This window comes from Pseudomonas sp. W2Oct36, assembly GCF_041060465.1.
Classification (GTDB): domain Bacteria; phylum Pseudomonadota; class Gammaproteobacteria; order Pseudomonadales; family Pseudomonadaceae; genus Aquipseudomonas; species Aquipseudomonas graminis_B.
Genome location: NZ_JAUERW010000001.1, coordinates 488171 through 506714, shown reverse-complemented (window position 1 = coordinate 506714; position 18544 = coordinate 488171). Strand labels below are relative to the sequence as shown.

Below are 18544 nucleotides of genomic sequence, written 5' to 3'. Positions count from 1 at the left end.
AACTGAATGCGGAGTATCCGAACATGCCAAAGATGAAGACTAAAAGTGGTGCAGCTAAACGGTTTTTGAAAACCGCGAATGGCATCAAGCACAAGCACGCTTTCAAGAGCCACATCCTGACCAAAATGTCGACAAAGCGTAAGCGTCAATTGCGTGGAAGCAGCTTGCTGCATCCGTCCGACGTGGCAAAAGTCAAGCGCATGCTGCGCCTTTGCTAATTTTGATCAAGAATAGAGGAATTAACTCATGGCTCGTGTAAAGCGTGGCGTCATTGCCCGTAAGCGTCACAAAAAAATTCTGAAACTTGCTAAAGGCTACTACGGCGCGCGTTCACGCGTATTCCGTGTTGCCAAGCAAGCGGTAATCAAGGCTGGCCAATACGCCTACCGTGACCGTCGTCAGAAAAAACGTCAGTTCCGCGCTCTGTGGATCGCTCGTATCAACGCTGGTGCGCGTATCAACGGTCTGTCCTACAGCCGTTTCATCGCTGGCCTGAAAAAAGCGTCGATCGAGATCGACCGCAAGGTTCTGGCTGATCTGGCAGTGAACGAAAAAGCGGCGTTTGCTGCGATTGTCGAGAAAGCTAAAGCCACTTTGGCCTAAGTCCCCGGCAATCACCGGACCCCGTTCGGGGTCCGGTGTTAAACGTCATAAATAGGGGAAGAGCCTTGTAAGCTCTTCCCCTATTTTGTATCTGGAGTCTGTACATGGAAAACCTGGACGCGCTGGTCTCTCAAGCACTTGAGGCCGTGCAAAGCGCTGAAGATATCAATGCCCTGGAGCAAATCCGGGTTCTGTACCTTGGCAAGAAGGGCGAATTGACTCAGGTGATGAAGACCCTGGGGAATCTGCCTGCTGATGAGCGTCCAAAAGTCGGCGCGCTGATCAACGAAGCCAAAGAGCGTGTCACAGAGGTTCTCAATGCGCGCAAGGCGTCGTTCGAGGAGGCTGATCTTGCGGCCAAGCTCGCGGCCGAATCCATTGACGTGACCCTGCCTGGCCGTGGCCAGACCACTGGCGGTCTGCATCCGGTTACCCGCACTCTGGAACGAATCGAGCAGTTCTTCACCCACATTGGCTACGGCATTGCCGAAGGCCCTGAGGTCGAAGACGATTATCACAACTTCGAAGCGCTCAACATCCCAGGCCATCACCCGGCCCGGTCGATGCACGACACCTTCTATTTCAATGCGAACATGCTGCTGCGCACCCATACCTCGCCGGTTCAGGTCCGCACCATGGAATCGCAGAAGCCTCCGATCCGCATCGTCTGCCCCGGCCGTGTGTATCGCAGTGACTCCGATATCACCCATTCCCCGATGTTCCATCAGGTCGAAGGCCTGCTGGTCGACCGCGATATCAACTTCGCCGACCTGAAAGGCACCATCGAGGAATTCCTGCGCGTGTTCTTTGAAAAAGAGCTGGCAGTGCGTTTCCGTCCCTCGTATTTCCCGTTCACCGAGCCTTCGGCTGAAGTCGACATGGAATGCGTGATGTGCAGCGGCAAAGGCTGCCGCGTCTGCAAACAGACCGGCTGGCTTGAAGTCATGGGCTGCGGCATGGTCCACCCGAACGTGCTGCGCATGTCGGGCATCGATCCGGAAGAATTCCAGGGCTTCGCCTTCGGCATGGGCGTAGAGCGTCTGGCGATGCTGCGTTATGGCGTCAACGACTTGCGCCTGTTCTTCGACAACGACTTGCGGTTCCTCGCGCAATTTCGCTAGGTCGCCCGTAACGAATTCTTTAGGAGAGCAGGATGAAATTCAGTGAACAATGGCTGCGCGGCTGGGTTAGCCCGCAAGTATCCCGCGACGAGCTGGTTGCTCGTCTGTCCATGGCCGGCCTTGAAGTAGACAGCGTCACCCCGGCAGCGGGCGTTTTCAGCGGTGTTGTGGTGGGCGAGGTGCTGAGTACCGAGCAGCACCCGGACGCGGACAAGCTGCGCGTTTGCCAGGTGAGCAATGGTGCCGAGACTTTTCAGGTTGTGTGTGGCGCGCCAAACGTGCGCCCCGGTCTGAAGATCCCGTTTGCCATGATCGGCGCCGCATTGCCGGGCGACTTCAAAATCAAGAAAGCCAAGCTGCGGGGTGTCGAGTCCAACGGCATGTTGTGCTCACAAGCCGAGTTGCAGGTGGGCGAGGGCAATGACGGCCTCATGGAGCTGCCGGCCGATGCGCCGGTGGGCCAGGATGTGCGCGTTTATCTGGAGCTGGACGACGCGAGCATCGAAGTCGATCTGACGCCCAACCGTGGCGACTGCCTGTCGGTCGCGGGTCTGGCCCGTGAAGTGGGTGCGCTCTACGACGCAGTCGTCACGCGTCCGCAGGTTGCAGTGGTTCCCGCCGTGCACGATGAAGTGCGTCCGGTGGACGTGATCGCGTCTGCGGCATGCCCACGTTACCTGGGCCGTGTGATTCGTAATGTCGACCTGTCACGGCCTACGCCGTTGTGGATGGTTGAGCGCCTGCGTCGCTCGGATGTCCGCAGCATCGACGCAGTAGTCGACATCACCAACTATGTGATGCTTGAGCTGGGCCAGCCACTGCATGCGTTCGACCTTGCCGAAATCAATGGCGGCATTCGCGTGCGCATGGCGGAGGAGGGCGAGAAGCTCGTGCTTCTGGATGGTCAGGAAGTCAGCCTGCGCGCTGATACCCTGGTCATTGCCGACCACCAGCGTGCCCTGGCTATCGCCGGTGTCATGGGTGGCGAGCACAGCGGCGTGTCGGCGACGACCCGCGATATCTTCCTTGAAAGCGCCTTTTTCGATCAGATTGCCGTTGCCGGCAAGGCGCGTTCGTATGGTCTGCACACCGACGCGTCCCATCGCTATGAACGCGGCGTTGACTGGCAACTGGCCCGCGAAGCCATGGAGCGTGCCACTGGCCTGCTCCTGGAAATCACCGGTGGTGAAGCCGGTCCGGCCATCGAGACCGTCAGTGACCAGCACTTGCCTTCGGTTGAGCCGATCATTCTGCGTGCCGAGCGTATCGAGCAGATGCTGGGCATGAAGATGGACGCCGCGGAAATCGAGCGGCTGCTGACCGCGCTCGGTCTCACCGTCGCGCCTCACGCCAGCGAGCAATGGCGCGTCGAAGTGCCAAGTCATCGCTTTGATATCACCCTCGAAGTCGATCTGATCGAGGAACTGGCCCGCCTTCACGGTTACAACCGTCTGCCGGTTCGTTACCCGCAGGCGCGTCTGGCCCCGCAACCGCGTGCCGAAGCTCAGAGTGATCTGCCGGCCTTGCGTCGTCTGCTGGTCGCGCGTGGTTATCAGGAAGCAATTACTTACAGCTTCATCGATCAGAAATGGTTCGAGCTGTTCAGCCCGGGTGTTGAGCCGCTGCTGCTGGCCAATCCGATCTCGGCTGATATGTCGGCGATGCGTTCGTCCCTATGGCCGGGTCTGGTGAAGTCGCTGCAGCACAACCTCAATCGCCAGCAGGATCGCGTGCGCTTGTTCGAGAGCGGGCTGCGTTTCGTCGGTCAACTGGAAGGCCTGAAGCAAGAGCCCATGCTGGCCGGGGTGATCTGTGGCAGCCGTCTTCCGGAAGGCTGGGCGCAGGGCCGCGATGTCGTCGACTTCTTCGACGTCAAGGCTGACGTCGAGGCAGTGCTGGGCTTCGCCGGTGCGCAGGATGATTTCCGTTTCGTACCCGGAAGCCATCCCGCGTTGCACCCGGGTCAGACCGCGCGTATCGAGCGTGACGGGCGAGAAGTCGGCTACATCGGCGCGCTGCACCCGGAACTGTCGAAGACCCTGGGGCTTGATCGTCCGGTGTTCGTTTTCGAACTGGTGCTGGCTGAGGTTGCCGTTGGCCGCCTGCCAAAATTCCACGAGCTTTCACGCTTCCCGGAAGTGCGTCGCGACCTGGCGCTGCTGGCCGCCCGCGAAGTTTCGGCGACCGCCGTGCTGGACGTTATTCGTGAAAATGCAGGGGAATGGCTCACAGACCTCAGGCTGTTTGATGTTTACCAGGGTAAAGGCATTGATCCGCTTAGAAAAAGCCTTGCAGTCGGCTTGACCTGGCAACATCCATCGCGCACTCTTACCGACGATGAGGTAAACGCTTCGACGCAGCAAATTCTCACCTCGCTAGAGGCAAGGTTAAACGCCACGTTAAGGATGTAGCGTATGGGGGCTCTGACGAAAGCTGAGATGGCCGAACGTCTGTACGAAGAGCTAGGCCTGAACAAACGAGAAGCCAAGGAACTGGTCGAGCTGTTCTTTGAGGAAATCAGGCACGCTCTGGAAGATAACGAGCAGGTCAAGTTGTCCGGATTCGGCAATTTTGATCTGCGCGATAAACGCCAGCGACCGGGCCGGAACCCCAAGACAGGGGAAGAAATCCCGATTACCGCTCGCCGTGTGGTCACCTTTCGCCCAGGGCAGAAACTGAAGGCCCGAGTTGAGGCTTATGCTGGAACCAAGTCATAACGACGAGCTACCGCCTATCCCCGGCAAACGCTACTTCACCATTGGTGAAGTCAGCGAGCTCTGCGCGGTCAAACCGCACGTTCTGCGTTATTGGGAGCAGGAGTTTCCTCAACTCAACCCGGTCAAGCGCCGCGGAAACCGACGGTATTATCAGCGACAGGACGTGCTGATGATCCGTCAGATCCGTGCGTTGCTTTACGATCAGGGCTTCACCATTGGCGGCGCGCGTTTGCGCATGTCCAGCGATGAGGTCAAGGATGATTCGCTGCAGTACAAGCAGCTGATCAAACAGATGATTGTGGAGCTGGAGGATGTCTTGGTCGTGCTGCGTTAGCAATTTCGCGCGGTGAGCCGAAATACTTCCATCATTCAAAAGCTTAGGGTATATTCCTCGACGCTTTCGCAAGAACCCGCAACACAGAAGTAGCAGTGAGTAACGCCTAGTCGGGGCGTAGCGCAGTCCGGTAGCGCACTAGCATGGGGTGCTAGGGGTCGAGTGTTCGAATCACTCCGTCCCGACCATATTTTGTAAAGGGAATCAGCCACTTACCGGTTTGATTCCCTTTTTCATTTCTGGCTTGCGCAAAACACGCGCAAAACCGGCGCAAAACTATCCGGCGATTTCGCTGATATCGAGGTCTGGAATGGCCTCCGACCAGATCACCTCGGCGTGCTCCTTCTGGTAGTTTTTGGTCATCTCCTCGCTGGCGTGACCGACCATCGTCTGCCCATCCTCCATGGCTTTCTTGTACAAGTGCAGTGACAGCCACTGGTCAACAAACGGATTTGAGGTGATTGATGTTCGAGCGTTACGGTGAACAGGCTAGGGATCGAAAGTTTTCGGCGTTGGGCGCATTGTTTGCTTTAGTGCTCTGCGTCGGCTCTGTCTTCTATGGGGCCTGGTGGATTGGTTCCGTATTTGGGATTTTCGCGCTGGTCTTCGGCGTTCCTCCATTCGTCTTCGGGAAGGAGCGGTTTGCGACAACCATGCATGTTCTGAGCTGGATTGGCACTTTCGGTTGGCTTGGATAATTGAGCCAACCAATAGTGTTCGAGCATGGCGATACTCCGGTGACCCAATCAGGCGCCGTCCCAACCGCATGTCATTGGATGCAGTCCGATTTGCTGACCTGCACGTTGACTATCAGCGAGTTGCTTGATTCCTTGAATATATAGACCAGGACCAGCCCGGACTTCACAAAAAGTCCCAGACCTTCTCTTGCGCAGGATTGCTCGACCGCTACAGCTTTTGCTCGGGTCGTAAAATCTGCAACGTCAATATCGCCCATTGCTAGCTGTGTGAGTGTGTAGGACACCCGCATCGTGCCGTCTTTGTAGGTGACGGAGTTGAGACGACTCGTGTCATCAACCATCTTTGGCGTGCCGAGACCCATGATGAAGGCGATGCCTTCAAGCTTTCGCTCTCGTTCCTTCTTTTCCTCTTCCGGCGCAACCCTCGCATGCCAGACCTGAATCAGGATGAAGACTGCCGTGACTGCAGTGAAAAATATGATGATTCCGCGGTACTGCGGCACAATACGCCAAATTTTTGGGGGGGCACGGAGTTGACGATGTTAGCCAAGGATGCAGGTGTCCCGTCGTCTGACGACATCGTTTCAAAGAACCTGATACTGATCGTATGCCTTTCGCTGGCGATAGCCGTGCTCACAGTTATCGTGTGGTTTTTCGCCAATGGGTTGATAACGCTGCCGACGCCTGACCAGGTCCTGGTTCATGACCGACTTGGGAATCCCTATGTTGTCGCGCCTGAGCCTGTGGAACGCACCGTCTTCGTGACGCTGGCAGCGCTGGCGCCGATCATGCTGGTAGGTTGGTTCTGGGTCTGCGGCATGGGCCGCGTGAACAGGTCTGCACCGCGAAGAGTGCCATTGGCGATTGATGTGGTCCTGCCCTTTGTGGCTGCTTCCTTTCTTTGTCTGTTGTTCTGGTATTCGGATTTCCTCGACATATTTTTCTTTTCAACATCGTGGATGAAAAGCCACAAACGCGAGTTGATAGGTGCCGCTTTATGTCTGTCGCTCATCATCATGGTGTGGGAGAGGCCGTTGCCCGCTTCGTATGGTCGCTGGACGGGCGCAGGGTGGTGGCTGCTCGCGGCCAGCGCAATCGCGTTGCAGATCCTGCCTTACCGAATCGCGTCGGTTAATGCTGTTACTGTCTCCCCCGTATGGTCAGTCCATCTCGATGCGGTGATGTATCCCATCAACCAGGTTGTTCATGGCGCCACATTGATTGCTGACCTGCCGTCGCAATATGGATTTTATCCCGAGATCATTTCGCCGATATTCAAGCTTGTCGGCGTCTCCGTACTTTCGGTGACGGTTTTCTTCGCCATCCTGCATGCGATGGCACTGTTCGCCGTTGCAGCGATCGTCACGAAATACGTGAGATCCCGGCTGATAGCGCTGATGGCGTTTCTCACAATACTTATCGCAACCAGCCTGTTCATGTACCTGAACGGTATCGTTGAAGATATTTACGTTCAGTACTATCCGATCAGATTTTTCTGGCCAGCAGTGGCACTGCTGCTCTTCGCTTCCTATTCAGCGAATCCCGGCAGGGCTAAGTTGTGCGCACTGGGCGTCGTCGCAGGCTTGTCGATATTCTGGAACATCGACACCGGTATTCCCGTGATGATTTCCATCGGCGCCACTTTTTTTGTAAAGCCAATTATTGCGAGACGAGCGTTTGTGCAAGGCACACTCACGGCGGCCTTGTTCAGTGTCGTGGCCGTGTGCACTGTCCTTGCGTGTTTCGTGGTCATGCGTATCAAGGCAGGGGGCCCACTGGATCTCGGCGATGTGCTTGCCTATCAGAAAATCTTCTACATGACGGGCTTCGGCATGATACCGATGCCGCTCGTGCCCGATCCGTGGCAAGCGGTGTTGGCCATATACATAGCGGGGGTAGTGACAGCGCTTTCTGGATGGGCGCGAGGTCATGACCGCAGTGTTAATGATGTCCTGTTCTGTTCAGCGCTGCTTGGGCTTGGCCTGTTCACGTACTTCCAGGGCAGGTCGCACGTGTTTTGCCTGGTGCTGGTTGCATGGCCGGCTATCTTGATCAGCGCCATCCTGGCGGACCAGACGTTGCGCGCGGTATCGAAGCGCACCACCCGACTGTCTTCCGCAATATTGACGCTGCCGTTTCTGATGTTTTTCTCGCTGGGGACCCTTACATTCATTTCCGCGAGCCAGGGTCTATTCGCTTCATCCGAGCGAAATCTTTCCTCTTTGAAGACGGCGAAAGACGCGACGGTTGTTGATGAGCTGAGCTTCATGCGCAGTACTTATCGTGGCCGAAATTGCCTTATCCTTTCCCAGCGTCAGGCGATTTATTCTGCCGAGCTGGGTATACCTTCCCCGCTGAAAGGACCGGGGCTCGTCGAGACGATACTGCAGCAATACCTCGACAAGCTCGTCGACAGAGCGCTGCATGACACGGTGGAATGCGTTTACCTTGGGGTGAAGGAAGGCACCATCACCTACATCGACGTCGGTGACGCATTGTTGAAGGCTCGATTCCCGGTCATCTCGACGAACCCGCTTGGCACCATGATGCTGCTCGAACCGGCGCTTGGCACTCCGGACCAATCGTTTCCGAGCGGGCACTGACCCAAGGGGATCCAGCGCGGAGCTTCTACGTCTGGCCCTTCGCACTAAGTCCTGCTTGCGGGTGGGCCTGTGGCGGGACTGTTTACTTTGGGCCCCGCCGTGTGGGGCCAAGGAGAAAGAAGTGAAACGGGTTTTTTTCGCGGTGCTGCTCGCCCTGGCAGCGTTTGTTGCGGCAACTTCTCCAGTCGTCAAACGATGGGCAAGCAGCGCGCTGGCGCCTCCCAGTACCGCCAGGTCAGTCGCATCCGACGTTTCATCCACCACAACGGTTCAACTTGCCACCTTCAAGTGCGACGGCCGCAAGTATTGCTCCCAGATGACGTCTTGTGCCGAAGCCAACAGCTTTCTGCAAAATTGCCCGAATACTGAAATGGACGGTGACAGCGACGGCATTCCCTGCGAATCCCAATGGTGTCGGTGAGGCCGAGTCCTCCAACTGACCGCCATCATGGATGTCGCAGATAACGGCATAAGGAAGGTCTGAGCCGCGCTTGGAATTAGTTATGAGCGCTGCTCAGACGTACATCGGGGACGTGTGCCTTCAATAACATCCTGGCTGATTCGGCGGTGTGCCGTTGCAAGGAATGGTTCCGGCTCTGTGTATGCCCCGATAATCGCCCTGGCTAAAGTGGTTACACCCCGACAGCGTAGCGACTGCAATGACCAGTAAAGCCAGCATCCCAGATTTCATCGTGTTCTCCCTATAGGTGTAAGTTTGACTTGCATTTGCAACCCCTGATTCCTCACATTTCCCACTTCCGTCACACTTCGAACCCAGCGAACTGTTCCGCCGGCGTGCCGCACATCGTCATACCCTCAACACGAGCCGCCGGCGCAACGTCGTAAGCTTGAGCAGCCAAAACTCGTGTCCATTAACGACCAACTGCTCTGGCGCAAGCTCCTCGGGGTAGTGATCCATCATCTCGTCAATCGAGTAGCGTCCGCGCCTGCGGTCACCCGTCGAAATTCCCTGCGCAGAACATTGACCTCCGGCGGGCTAAAACGTTAACTGTATATACATACAGTTTTTCACGGCAAGGCTTGCATCATGAGCATCACTGTTCTCGGCCCACTCTCGGCCTGCGGCGAAAAGCTGCGTTTCAACGCCTATCACGTACCGGCCGAGCGGGTGATCTGGGCCGTGGCGAAATACAGCGTTCGCGATCATGACCAAGCCTGAGCCCGTCTTTGCGTTGATCGACTGCAACAGCTTTTATGCCAGTTGCGAGCGTGTCTTTCGGCCTGACCTCGCCAAAACGCCCATCGTGGTGCTATCGAATAACGACGGCTGCGTGATTGCCCGAAGTTATGACGCGAAGCCCTTCGTGAAAATGGGTGCGCCTTACTTTCAGATCAAGGACCAGTTGCGCCGAGACGGTGTGATCGCGTTCAGCAGCAATTACGCGCTGTATGGCGACATGAGCGAGCGGGTCATGAGCATCATCGAATCGATGGTCCCCGCGCTGGAGGTGTACAGCATCGACGAGGCCTTCGCTGACCTGTCTGGCATCCCCGGCGACCTGACGGCGTTCGGCAGGCAGATTCGGGCGACGATCTACAAGCGTACCGGCATTCCGGTGGGCGTGGGCATAGCCCGCACCAAAACACTGGCAAAGCTCGCCAATCACACGGCAAAACGCTTGCTGGCGAAGACCGGCGGGGTGGTCGATATCTGCGATCCGTTCAACCGTGACTGGACGTTGCGTAACACGGACGTCGGCGAGGTGTGGGGCGTGGGCAAGCGTATGAAGGCCCATCTTGACGTCATGGGAATCAAGACCGCGATGGATCTGGCGAAGGCCGATCTCTGGACGCTGCGGCAGAAATTCAGCGTTGTGTTCGAGAAGACTGCGCGCGAGTTGTCCGGCACTCCATGCCTGGAGTTGGGTGAGGCCGATCCGCCGAAGCAGGAGATCTGCTGCAGCCGAATGTTTGGCAGCCGTTTGACAACGATTGAGCCCATCAGAGAAGCCGTCGCCACCTACACCCAGCGCGCTGCGGAAAAGCTCCGGGCACAGAACTCGCTGTGCAAGAGAATCCGGGTCAGCATTCGTACGGGGATGTTCAATCCTGAGGAGGCCAAATACGCCAACGGGGCCATGGTCGAATTGCCGTATCCCACCAACGACGTGCGCTTGATGACGAAAGCGGCAACGGAAGCGGTCAACCGGCTATTCCGGGCAGGCTTCAAATACAGCAAGGCCGAAGTCCTTTTGATGGATCTGCGCAAGCCCGGCGAATTTACCGACGACCTGTTTGCCCATTCGCAGCCCGTGGAAGCCGAGAAGGTGATGAACGTGCTGGACGAGATCAATGCCAAGTGGGGGCGGGGAACGTTACGCGCGGCAAGTGTGCCATCTGCCCCTGAGTGGGCCATGCGGCGGGATCTGATGAGTCAGAGCTTCACGACGAAAATCGGCCAGCTGTGGATCGTGAGGTGCAATTAGGATCTACGCGGCCGAAGTCTGTCGCAACCGCAGACTTGCGTTGAATATATGGATATCCGTATATTCGGTTACTTGCATACGACAGTGTCCACGATGATCACTCCACCCGACGTATTTAAAAGCCTGGCCGATGAGACACGCGCCCGCGCCACCCTCCTGATCGCCAGCCAAGGCGAACTCTGCGTGTGCGAACTCATGTTCGCTCTTGAAGACAGCCAGCCGAAGATCAGCCGGCACCTTGCCCAGCTGCGCAGCAGCGGAGTATTGCTGGATCGCCGCCAAGGGCAGTGGGTTTATTACCGCCTGAATCCGCACCTTCCCGCGTGGGTGAGAGAGATGTTGCTGATAACACTGAATGCCAACACCGAGTGGCTGCGCCACAGCGCGCACCGCTTGCTGAGCATGGAGGAGCGGCCCATTCGGGATGTTTCCTGCTGCTGACGTTTCGCCGTTCACCCTCGGTGCCTGGGCATTACGCCGGCATCGGTTTATCGCTAACGCCGGAGGAAAAAATCCATGCGAGTACTCTTCATGTGCACGGCTAATAGCTGCCGTAGCATCCTCTCGGAAGCCATGTTCAATCACTTTGCGCCGCCAGGCTTTGAGGCAGTTAGTTCCGGAAGCTTTCCGAAAGGGCAGGTGTTGCCGCGCAGCCTCACCACGCTTCAGCAAGCTGGTATTGCCATAGACGGCTTGAGCAGCAAGGGCAACGAAGCCTTCGCGGACAACCTGCCAGATATCGTCATTACCGTCTGTGACAAAGCGGCGAACGAGAGCTGCCCGGTGTATTTTGGTCCGGCGCTCAAGTCCCACTGGGGCCTGGAAGATCCATCCGACGTGAAGGGGGATGACGCGACAGTTGAGGCGGCTTTCCGCGCAACGCTCGCCCGGATCGAGGAACGCTGCAGAGCGTTTATCACGCTTCCTTTCAGCACCCTCAGTCGCGATGAGCTCAAGCGCGAGCTTGATCGTATCGGCGGTCTTTGACAGGAGGACATATGCAAGAGCAAGTCCCCAACCTCGACCGCTCACTCTTCGACGGCATGCAGGCCGCGTCCCGCCTGAGTGATGACAAACCACGCATCCTCCTGCTTTACGGGTCGACCCGGGAGCGCTCGTTCAGCCGTCTGTTGACCGAGGAAGCTGCTCGTCTGCTGGAGTATCTCGGTGCAGAGACGCGCTTGTTCAATCCCTCTGGATTGCCTCTGCCGGATGACGCTACGGTGGATCATCCCAAGGTCGAGGAACTGCGCGAACTGGTGCTGTGGTCTGAGGGCCAGGTCTGGTGTTCACCCGAGCGGCACGGTGCGATGTCGGCTGTGTTCAAGGCTCAGATCGACTGGATTCCACTCGAACTCGGAGCCGTTCGCCCCACGCAGGGTAAAACCCTGGCGGTCATGCAGGTGTGTGGCGGCTCACAGTCCTTCAATGTGGTTAATCAGCTGCGCGTACTGGGGCGCTGGATGCGGATGTTCACCATCCCCAATCAGTCCTCGGTGCCGAAGGCCTACATGGAGTTCGACGAGGCCGGCCGGATGAAGCCTTCCGCGTATTACGACCGTGTCGTTGACGTGATGGAAGAGCTGGTCAAGTTCACCGTCCTTTTGCGTGACCGCCAGGTTGAGCTGGTGGACCGCTATTCTGAACGCAAGGAAACGGCGGAACAGCTCATGGCTCGCGTGAATCAGCGCTCGATTTGAGGTCCTGATGACGATTGAAACTGAAATTGAAATCCGAACGGCGCGACGGGAAGATGCGGCATCGATCCAGGCTATCTATGCACCGGTGGTAGCCGGGACTGCGATCTCGTTCGAAGATACGCCGCCCGGCGTCGAAGAGATGCAGCTGCGCATGGCCGCAACGTTGCAAACCTACCCCTATCTGGTTGCGGTTCGGGATGGCCGCGTGGTCGGGTACGCCTATGCCAGCCAGCACAGGGCCCGCGCAGCTTATCGTTGGGCGGTCGATGTTACGGTCTACATCGGCGAGCGCGAACGTAGAACCGGCGTGGGCCGTGCGCTGTATGAAGCGTTGCTGCCGATTCTGGCCCGCCAGGGCTTCCGTTCCGCCTATGCCGGCATATCTCAGCCTAATCCCGGCAGCGTTGCGCTGCATGAACTGCTCGGTTTCCGGCACATCGGCACTTACCCGAATGTCGGTTATAAACTCGGTCGATGGCACGACGTTGGCTATTGGCACCGTGAGCTGAGCACGAGCCCATCCCCGCCAGGCGAGATCAGCCCGTACCCTGAACTGAAGATCTGCTTGTCCGCTATGGGTCGCACCTGGATCGATAGATAAATTCGAACTCAATCATCAGTTTTAACGATGATCCTTTTGATTAACTTTTCAACTAAGGAGTCGATAACAGAGCATTACGAAAAAATCAAAGGTTAAAGGCGATGAAATCCAACTGGTTGGATAATTTGAAAGTAGGCAAGAAGCTCGGCTTGGGCTTCGGTGCCATTCTGCTGGGCGTTCTGGTGGTGACCGGGATTGGTTATGGCAGCGCGGACCTGCTGATCAAGCGACTGGAGAAAGCAGCCAGGGTCGCTGAAGTGAAAGCCGATATGCTCGACGTTAAAGTGGCGTCGCAAGCTTATGCCGCCAGCCCCAGTGCCAGCGCTGCAGAGGCTTATAGCGCAGCCCTTGCGTCATTGAACGGCACCATCGATAAAGGCTTGCAGATCCTGACCGTCGCCAAAAACGTGGAGATGCTCAAGGCGATCGATAATCAGGCAGCAGAACTCAAGAAAACCTTCGATCAGTTGGTCAGTAACAACCAGAAGATCGATGAGGCGATGAAGCCGTTGATCAAGGTCTCCGATGAAGTGAGCGCGACCTTCGAGAGCTTGCTGCAGAAGACGCTGGACGATGCTTCGAACTCGCCAGACCAGGCCGGTATCGACCATGTGAAAATTGCAGGCGACCTGCGCAATGGTATGACCAACTTCCGCCTGGTATTCCGTCGTTACTTGAGCATTCCTACCCCAGACAATCGCCAGGCCACTTTCGCGACAGCCGACGCGCTGCTTAGCCAGGTGGCTGCGGCCCGAAGCCAGCTCCCCGCGCAGTCAAATGCAGCAGTCGATACCTCGCTTGTTGCGCTTCGCCAGTACAAAGAGAACATGGCGACCATCTCGCAGATGCTGCAACAAAATGACCAGATACGCGACGCGTTACAAAAGCTGACAACCGACACCCTTAAGAGGGTCGATGACTTGATGGCCTCCCAGGTGGTTGCAGCAAACAATGAAAAGAGCAATGCGATCATCCAGTTGTTCAGTGTCGCGTTAGTGGTGCTGTTACTGGGTGTTCTCGCCGCGGCGCTGATCACTCGTCAGATCACTCGTCCACTGAATGACAGCGTCATCGCTGCCCGTCGCATCGCCGATGGCGACCTGACCTACGACATTGGCACAGACCGTAAGGACGAACTGGGCCTGCTGCAAAACACCATGCAGCACATGACGTCTTCCTTGCGTGAACTGATTGGCGGTATCGGAAAGGGTGTTACCCAGATCGCAACCGCTGCCGAAGAATTGTCGGCCGCGACCGAACAGACCAGCGCTGGCGTCACCCAGCAGAAACTGGAAGTGGATCAGGTGGCAACGGCCATGAATGAAATGGCTTCAACCGTGCAGGAGGTTGCGCAAAACACCGAGGACGCTTCGCGTGCAGCCCGGCAAGCCACCGAGCGCGCGGTCCATGGCAGCACCGTCGTGCAGCATGCAACGAGGGAAATCAGTCAGCTGTCTGGAGAAGTCGGGCAGTTGGGCGTGGCGATGCAGCGCTTGACCCATGACAGCGACAAGATCGGCAGTGTCATCGATGTGATCAAAGCCGTTGCCGAGCAGACCAATCTGCTCGCACTCAACGCCGCCATCGAAGCTGCACGTGCCGGCGAACAGGGTCGCGGTTTTGCGGTGGTGGCCGACGAGGTCCGGTCACTGGCCCAGCGCACACAAAGCTCGACCACTGAAATCGAAGCGCTGATCCAGGCCCTCCAGCACGGCACCGTGGAGGCGTCGAGCTTGATGGACGCCAGCATGCGGCGGACAGAGGGCACCGTCGAGCTGGCGCGTCAGGCCGAGCAAGCGCTCGTAGAGATTACGCATTCCATTGGCACGATTGAGCAGATGAGCCAGCAAATCTCGGCCGCGGCTGAGGAGCAGAGCGCGGTGACCGACGAAATCAATCGCAGCGTCATCAGTGTGCGTGACGTCGCCGACCAGTCCGCCACCGCGACGGAGCAGAGCGCTGCCTCGACATTGGAACTGGCACGCCTGGGCAACACCCTGCAGAACATGGTGGCTCGCTTCAAGGTCTGACACCACCGGTGTCGGCTGTACAAAAGAAACCGCTTCGGCGGTTTTTTTGTGCGCAGCATTCAGTGCATCGCTCAGTGTTCACGCGCCATTCATCTTCCACCGGGCACTAATCCTTCCTGATGCACCTCTGTCCTGTAAGCGCAGATTTCCTGCGACTCGTACTGGAGGTCATCATGGGTATCGAAGACAACGGGCCGGATAACGCGTATCAGGGTCCTGCCGAGCCGGGCAGCGAAGAAGAGATTTATCCCGACACCCACGCGGATACCGAGTCAGCCCGGCAGGGTGAAGACGCGGCAACCGAAGCCCGAAACAAGGGGCTGGATGACATGGAGATTCCTGACAATCCTCCCGTCGATGAAGACGAGGCGTCCTCTTCGGGCAACCGCTAAACCTGCCCGGTTTCATCAGACCCCACCATTGTGTGGGGTTTTTCTTACAGCTCGAACGGTTTATTACACAAAATAGCCACTCGTCGGAACGCGCGCACTATCAAGGGGTTGGGCACTCCATTCATTAATCAAAAAATAAGGTGCCCCGGATGAGACCTCAGATCCACGACATTCCCAACGCACTCGACCTGATCAGCGAGCTGGATCAGGCGACCGAGCAGATGATGTCTATCCCCGTCGAGCACATCGGCGGCGTGCAATGGGAAGAGGCTTTCGTCCGGCAGCAGAGCGCCTTTAGAAAATGGCGCGATTATTTGTACTGCAAAGCCGATGAACGCCCGGCGGTTCGGCTGTTGAACATCGCCTGATCTGTGAACACTTGATCTGCGAACAGTACCGCCCGCATCAGGCTCAGCATGGGCGCGCACCTCTGCACGCTGCGCTAACGACGCCCCGCAATTCGTTCCACCGCGGCCAGCACCCTGGGCCGCTGCGCCTGCCACTCACGTTTGGTGATACCCAGCAGCACCGCGCCGATCCGCTTGCCATCGCGCACGATGTGCTCCCGCCTTACTCCCTCAACCACGAAGCCGAATTTCTGATGCATCTTGATCACCGCCGGGTTGATCTCGAGCACTTCGCAGTTGAGTTTCTCCAGCCCTGCGGCACCGAACGCGTAATCGAGTAGCCATAACTCCACCTGACTGCCAAGGCCTTTGCCCTGCAGCGTGGTGTCGAGGTAGAAGGCCCACTCTGCCGTGCCGTGGGTACGGTTGATGGCACTCAGCGACACAACCCCCACCGGTGCGGCTTCAAGCACAACGACAAAGACCTGCTGCCGGGAGCTTGAGCGCAGTGCCTCAAGCCAGTTCAGGTGCTCGGCTTCGCTGATTTCATGGTCCGTGTACATGAACTTGCGCACGTCGGGCTGATTGCGCAGTTGCCGCACACGGGCTTGCTGCTCGACGGGCAGCTCAAGGATCGGCACTACTTTCATGGATTCCCTTTTGAACGCGTCATACGGCTGTTGAGTCCCTGTCCGGTCTGCGCGGCCAGCAGTGCTTGATCACGTGCCGCGCCGCATGGAGGGGTTTTTTCAAACTGTCTGGAACGAATCGATTGGCGTTTCAGTCAACCTTTCTCACACCCAGGAGGCAAAATATTATGGCAAGCGATATCACTGAAAAACTGCGTGACGATCTTTATCAGAAAACCCGTTCCGAGCTGAACACTTTTCTCGACGAGACCAATGCCTTGCTGGCGGCAGGGGATGCCTTGAATGAGGACCGCACTACTCAGGCCCGTGAGCGGCTGAAGGATTTTCTGGCCCGCGGCAACAGTGCGGTGACCGAGATCGAAATGGACGCCCAACCTGCGCTGACCCGTGCGGTGGGTAACGCGAAATCCTACGTCACCACCCATCCGTGGGCGGCCGTCGGTGTTGCAGCGGGCCTGGGCCTGGTGGCCAGCCTGTTGCTCAAACGCAACAGGGATTGAGGGGCCATCGTGGTTCGCCGTCGATTTCCGGTGGATCCGTTAAGTCCGACCAGCGGCCGGCTTGCGTTCGCCGGCGCGTGCACGCCCGTCATTTACCCTCGTTATCGGCTGGTACTGTTCATGGCGGGTACCGTAGCTGACGATGGATTCGGCACCGCTCTGGCGCCGGCCAATGTCTTGCGAAAGCATAAATGGGGGATACGCATGAATGTCGACGAAGAAACTGTTCGTCAGTTGGCCCAGTTGATCTGGGAGACCGAAGGCAAGCCTGAAGGGCAGGAGTCCCGTCATTGGGAAATGGCCACACGCCTGGCGGAGTCCGCTGCCATGGCCCCGGTCCGCACTTCAAGCAAGCACAAGGTCGATACGTTGTTTCCGTCGCCCGATGAGGCTGACCCCAACGCGTGACAGGTCGAGAGCTCGCCCAGGCGCAGTGCCGGGGCGAAGCTCGGATCAACCTCGTCTCAAACAGCTACCCGCTTCAGACCGAGCCTGAGGCTTGCCGTGCAAAACGGCGATCCGCCTGCCGCGCATCCATCAGCGCCCAATACCACATGCCCAGACCGCCCAGCGTCAATGCCGCTGCGGCATAGCCCGTGGCCGGCAGACCGTAGCCCGCCGCAATGACCACGCCGCCCACCAACGGGCCGATGGCGTTGGCGACGTTGAACGCGCTTTGCACCAGCGCACCCGCCAGGGATTGCGCATGGGGCGCAACGTCCATCAGGCGTGTTTGCAGGATCGCCGCCAGGCCGACGCCGCAACCAATGAAAAACACCAGCGGAATGAGCAGCCAGAGGTTGTCGGTCGCCGACGGGTACAACGCCAGCACCAGCGCAGTGAAGCCCAGCGAGACGCCAGCGGCGAGCATCGTGGCGCGGTCGGCGGCCCAGCCACAAACCAGGTTGCCCACCGTCGTGCCCAGACCGAACACCGCCATCACCACCGGAATCATGAAAGCCGAAGCGTGGGTGACCTCGATCAGCGTGGCCGCCAGATAGGTGTACACGCAGAAGATCCCGCCGAAGCCGATGCCGGCGATGCCCAGTGTCAGCCACACCTGCCGCGAGCGCAGTGCGTTAAGTTCACGCAACGGGCTGGCGTCGGTATCCGCAGGGGAAGCGGGCGCAAGGCAGCGAATCAGCACCGCGGTGATCGCGGCGAGGCCGGCGACGATGGCCATGCCCCAGCGCCAGCCGATGGTCTGGCCGATCCAGGTGGCGAACGGCACGCCGATGATGGTGGCGATGGTCAGCCCCATGAACACGCGGGAGACCGCTTGAGCACGGCGATTCTTCGGCACCAGGGACGCGGCCAGCAGCATGGCCACGCCAAAGTAGGCGCCATGGGGGAAACCGCTGAGAAAGCGGAAAAACACCAGCCATGGCAGCGAAGGGGCGACGGCGCTCAACGCGTTGGCGATTCCGATGAAAGCGGCGAGGGCCACCAGCAAGGCCCGGCGGGGCAGTCTGACGCCCAGGACCATGATCACTGGCGAGCCGATGACCACGCCCAGGGCGTAAGCACTGATGGCATGCCCGGCCAGCGGCTGGGTGACCTGAAAGTCACCGGCAATGAACGGCAGCAGGGTCATTGAGGCGAATTCGGTCGTGCCGATGGCGAAGGCGCCCATGGCGAGGGCGAACAGCAGCCAGCCCATGTTGAAATCATGCGGGGTGTGGGAGGTATTCATGGGGGATCGAGAAGGGTTTCCGGGAAGAAGCATGCTGTGATACTTGAAACCGATTTCAGTTCAACCCGGGAATGACTCAACCCTGAAGTGACGCCGGCTGACGCGGGT

Annotated in this window: 23 protein-coding genes, 1 tRNA gene and 1 pseudogene; 21 read left to right on the top strand and 4 right to left on the bottom strand. The window is 58.1% G+C overall.

Annotated features, from left to right (window positions below; all coding sequences use genetic code 11):
* Positions 1–23 precede the first annotated feature (23 nt).
* The 7 genes from rpmI to QWI18_RS02155 all read left to right on the top strand — a co-directional run bounded on the left by rpmI (position 24) and on the right by QWI18_RS02155 (position 4963).
* Positions 24–218, top strand: coding sequence for a 50S ribosomal protein L35 (gene rpmI / locus QWI18_RS02185; protein WP_003442181.1), 195 nt, complete (start codon positions 24–26; stop codon positions 216–218).
* A gap of 28 nt (positions 219–246) precedes the next feature.
* Positions 247–603 (top strand): 50S ribosomal protein L20, encoded by a 357-nt coding sequence (gene rplT / locus QWI18_RS02180; RefSeq protein ID WP_007905879.1) that lies wholly within the window; start codon positions 247–249, stop codon positions 601–603.
* Positions 604–707: 104 nt separating this feature from the next.
* Complete coding sequence (gene pheS, locus QWI18_RS02175) at positions 708–1724, top strand: phenylalanine--tRNA ligase subunit alpha (protein ID WP_065991532.1); 1017 nt, start codon at positions 708–710, stop codon at positions 1722–1724.
* A 32-nt stretch (positions 1725–1756) separates the two neighbouring features.
* On the top strand, positions 1757–4135 hold the full coding sequence (pheT, locus tag QWI18_RS02170) for a phenylalanine--tRNA ligase subunit beta (RefSeq protein ID WP_369318089.1): 2379 nt from the start codon (positions 1757–1759) through the stop codon (positions 4133–4135).
* A gap of 3 nt (positions 4136–4138) precedes the next feature.
* A complete protein-coding gene (gene ihfA / locus QWI18_RS02165; RefSeq protein ID WP_002553164.1) occupies positions 4139–4441 on the top strand; it encodes an integration host factor subunit alpha in 303 nt (100 codons plus the stop codon).
* On the top strand, positions 4422–4775 hold the full coding sequence (locus tag QWI18_RS02160) for a MerR family transcriptional regulator (protein WP_065991534.1): 354 nt from the start codon (positions 4422–4424) through the stop codon (positions 4773–4775). Before ihfA ends, QWI18_RS02160 begins: the two co-directional genes overlap by 20 nt.
* Before the next feature lie 111 nt (positions 4776–4886).
* A tRNA-Pro gene (locus QWI18_RS02155) sits at positions 4887–4963 on the top strand.
* Between the two features lie 88 nt (positions 4964–5051).
* Here QWI18_RS02155 and QWI18_RS02150 read toward each other — a convergent pair.
* A pseudogene (locus QWI18_RS02150) lies at positions 5052–5207 on the bottom strand (integrase); the annotation flags it as partial.
* A gap of 32 nt (positions 5208–5239) precedes the next feature.
* On the opposite strand from QWI18_RS02150, the gene QWI18_RS02145 reads away from it, so the two are divergent.
* Positions 5240–5473, top strand: a complete 234-nt coding sequence (locus QWI18_RS02145) for a hypothetical protein (protein WP_369318088.1) — start codon at positions 5240–5242, stop codon at positions 5471–5473.
* 71 nt (positions 5474–5544) lie between these two features.
* Here QWI18_RS02145 and QWI18_RS02140 read toward each other — a convergent pair whose 3' ends face one another.
* The gene (locus QWI18_RS02140) at positions 5545–5976 is read right to left on the bottom strand and encodes a hypothetical protein (RefSeq protein ID WP_369318087.1); all 432 of its coding nucleotides are present in this window, start codon (positions 5974–5976) and stop codon (positions 5545–5547) included.
* A gap of 36 nt (positions 5977–6012) precedes the next feature.
* On the opposite strand from QWI18_RS02140, the gene QWI18_RS02135 reads away from it, so the two are divergent.
* From QWI18_RS02135 to QWI18_RS02085, 11 genes are all read left to right on the top strand, one after another.
* Positions 6013–8076, top strand: coding sequence for a hypothetical protein (locus QWI18_RS02135; protein WP_369318086.1), 2064 nt, complete (start codon positions 6013–6015; stop codon positions 8074–8076).
* A gap of 121 nt (positions 8077–8197) precedes the next feature.
* Complete coding sequence (locus QWI18_RS02130; protein ID WP_369318085.1) at positions 8198–8497, top strand: excalibur calcium-binding domain-containing protein; 300 nt, start codon at positions 8198–8200, stop codon at positions 8495–8497.
* A gap of 627 nt (positions 8498–9124) precedes the next feature.
* Positions 9125–9256, top strand: a complete 132-nt coding sequence (locus QWI18_RS02125) for a hypothetical protein (RefSeq protein WP_369318084.1) — start codon at positions 9125–9127, stop codon at positions 9254–9256.
* Complete coding sequence (umuC, locus tag QWI18_RS02120) at positions 9243–10523, top strand: translesion error-prone DNA polymerase V subunit UmuC (RefSeq protein ID WP_369318083.1); 1281 nt, start codon at positions 9243–9245, stop codon at positions 10521–10523. Before QWI18_RS02125 ends, umuC begins: the two co-directional genes overlap by 14 nt.
* A 93-nt stretch (positions 10524–10616) precedes the next feature.
* Positions 10617–10964, top strand: a complete 348-nt coding sequence (locus tag QWI18_RS02115; RefSeq protein WP_369318082.1) for a metalloregulator ArsR/SmtB family transcription factor — start codon at positions 10617–10619, stop codon at positions 10962–10964.
* 75 nt (positions 10965–11039) lie between these two features.
* Positions 11040–11510: an arsenate reductase ArsC gene (locus QWI18_RS02110; RefSeq protein WP_369318081.1), complete on the top strand. Its 471-nt coding sequence runs from the start codon at positions 11040–11042 to the stop codon at positions 11508–11510.
* Between the two features lie 11 nt (positions 11511–11521).
* Positions 11522–12223, top strand: coding sequence for an arsenical resistance protein ArsH (gene arsH / locus QWI18_RS02105; RefSeq protein ID WP_369318080.1), 702 nt, complete (start codon positions 11522–11524; stop codon positions 12221–12223).
* 7 nt (positions 12224–12230) lie between these two features.
* Complete coding sequence (locus QWI18_RS02100; protein ID WP_369318079.1) at positions 12231–12824, top strand: arsinothricin resistance N-acetyltransferase ArsN1 family B; 594 nt, start codon at positions 12231–12233, stop codon at positions 12822–12824.
* Between the two features lie 101 nt (positions 12825–12925).
* Positions 12926–14854: a methyl-accepting chemotaxis protein gene (locus QWI18_RS02095; RefSeq protein WP_369318078.1), complete on the top strand. Its 1929-nt coding sequence runs from the start codon at positions 12926–12928 to the stop codon at positions 14852–14854.
* A 173-nt stretch (positions 14855–15027) separates the two neighbouring features.
* On the top strand, positions 15028–15246 hold the full coding sequence (locus QWI18_RS02090; RefSeq protein WP_065991541.1) for a hypothetical protein: 219 nt from the start codon (positions 15028–15030) through the stop codon (positions 15244–15246).
* Between the two features lie 149 nt (positions 15247–15395).
* A complete protein-coding gene (locus tag QWI18_RS02085) occupies positions 15396–15614 on the top strand; it encodes a hypothetical protein (protein ID WP_065991542.1) in 219 nt (72 codons plus the stop codon).
* A 74-nt stretch (positions 15615–15688) separates the two neighbouring features.
* On the opposite strand, the gene pseH is transcribed toward QWI18_RS02085, so the two are convergent.
* Entirely contained in the window at positions 15689–16243 is a 555-nt protein-coding gene (gene pseH / locus QWI18_RS02080; protein ID WP_296311577.1) for a UDP-4-amino-4,6-dideoxy-N-acetyl-beta-L-altrosamine N-acetyltransferase, read from the bottom strand.
* Positions 16244–16410: 167 nt separating this feature from the next.
* Between pseH and QWI18_RS02075 the strand changes: the two genes are divergently transcribed.
* Together QWI18_RS02075 and QWI18_RS02070 are read left to right on the top strand one after the other, a co-directional pair.
* Entirely contained in the window at positions 16411–16743 is a 333-nt protein-coding gene (locus QWI18_RS02075) for a YqjD family protein (protein ID WP_369318077.1), read from the top strand.
* Positions 16744–16947: 204 nt separating this feature from the next.
* The gene (locus QWI18_RS02070; protein WP_065991738.1) at positions 16948–17151 is read left to right on the top strand and encodes a DUF2934 domain-containing protein; all 204 of its coding nucleotides are present in this window, start codon (positions 16948–16950) and stop codon (positions 17149–17151) included.
* Positions 17152–17224: 73 nt separating this feature from the next.
* Here the strand turns inward: QWI18_RS02070 and QWI18_RS02065 are convergent, their stop codons facing one another.
* A complete protein-coding gene (locus tag QWI18_RS02065; protein WP_369318076.1) occupies positions 17225–18436 on the bottom strand; it encodes an MFS transporter in 1212 nt (403 codons plus the stop codon).
* Positions 18437–18544: the final 108 nt, after the last annotated feature.

What these genes read in the sequence shown, in the direction of transcription:
- rpmI (WP_003442181.1), top strand. Translation starts at nt 24, where the DNA reads ATGCCAAAGATGAAGACTAAAAGTGGTGCAGCTAAACGGTTTTTGAAA.
- rplT (WP_007905879.1), top strand. Translation starts at nt 247, where the DNA reads ATGGCTCGTGTAAAGCGTGGCGTCATTGCCCGTAAGCGTCACAAAAAA.
- pheS (WP_065991532.1), top strand. Translation starts at nt 708, where the DNA reads ATGGAAAACCTGGACGCGCTGGTCTCTCAAGCACTTGAGGCCGTGCAA.
- pheT (WP_369318089.1), top strand. Translation starts at nt 1,757, where the DNA reads ATGAAATTCAGTGAACAATGGCTGCGCGGCTGGGTTAGCCCGCAAGTA.
- ihfA (WP_002553164.1), top strand. Translation starts at nt 4,139, where the DNA reads ATGGGGGCTCTGACGAAAGCTGAGATGGCCGAACGTCTGTACGAAGAG.
- QWI18_RS02160 (WP_065991534.1), top strand. Translation starts at nt 4,422, where the DNA reads ATGCTGGAACCAAGTCATAACGACGAGCTACCGCCTATCCCCGGCAAA.
- QWI18_RS02145 (WP_369318088.1), top strand. Translation starts at nt 5,240, where the DNA reads ATGTTCGAGCGTTACGGTGAACAGGCTAGGGATCGAAAGTTTTCGGCG.
- QWI18_RS02135 (WP_369318086.1), top strand. Translation starts at nt 6,013, where the DNA reads ATGTTAGCCAAGGATGCAGGTGTCCCGTCGTCTGACGACATCGTTTCA.
- QWI18_RS02125 (WP_369318084.1), top strand. Translation starts at nt 9,125, where the DNA reads ATGAGCATCACTGTTCTCGGCCCACTCTCGGCCTGCGGCGAAAAGCTG.
- umuC (WP_369318083.1), top strand. Translation starts at nt 9,243, where the DNA reads ATGACCAAGCCTGAGCCCGTCTTTGCGTTGATCGACTGCAACAGCTTT.
- QWI18_RS02115 (WP_369318082.1), top strand. Translation starts at nt 10,617, where the DNA reads ATGATCACTCCACCCGACGTATTTAAAAGCCTGGCCGATGAGACACGC.
- QWI18_RS02110 (WP_369318081.1), top strand. Translation starts at nt 11,040, where the DNA reads ATGCGAGTACTCTTCATGTGCACGGCTAATAGCTGCCGTAGCATCCTC.
- arsH (WP_369318080.1), top strand. Translation starts at nt 11,522, where the DNA reads ATGCAAGAGCAAGTCCCCAACCTCGACCGCTCACTCTTCGACGGCATG.
- QWI18_RS02100 (WP_369318079.1), top strand. Translation starts at nt 12,231, where the DNA reads ATGACGATTGAAACTGAAATTGAAATCCGAACGGCGCGACGGGAAGAT.
- QWI18_RS02095 (WP_369318078.1), top strand. Translation starts at nt 12,926, where the DNA reads ATGAAATCCAACTGGTTGGATAATTTGAAAGTAGGCAAGAAGCTCGGC.
- QWI18_RS02090 (WP_065991541.1), top strand. Translation starts at nt 15,028, where the DNA reads ATGGGTATCGAAGACAACGGGCCGGATAACGCGTATCAGGGTCCTGCC.
- QWI18_RS02085 (WP_065991542.1), top strand. Translation starts at nt 15,396, where the DNA reads ATGAGACCTCAGATCCACGACATTCCCAACGCACTCGACCTGATCAGC.
- pseH (WP_296311577.1), bottom strand. Translation starts at nt 16,243, where the DNA reads ATGAAAGTAGTGCCGATCCTTGAGCTGCCCGTCGAGCAGCAAGCCCGT.
- QWI18_RS02075 (WP_369318077.1), top strand. Translation starts at nt 16,411, where the DNA reads ATGGCAAGCGATATCACTGAAAAACTGCGTGACGATCTTTATCAGAAA.
- QWI18_RS02070 (WP_065991738.1), top strand. Translation starts at nt 16,948, where the DNA reads ATGAATGTCGACGAAGAAACTGTTCGTCAGTTGGCCCAGTTGATCTGG.
- QWI18_RS02065 (WP_369318076.1), bottom strand. Translation starts at nt 18,436, where the DNA reads ATGAATACCTCCCACACCCCGCATGATTTCAACATGGGCTGGCTGCTG.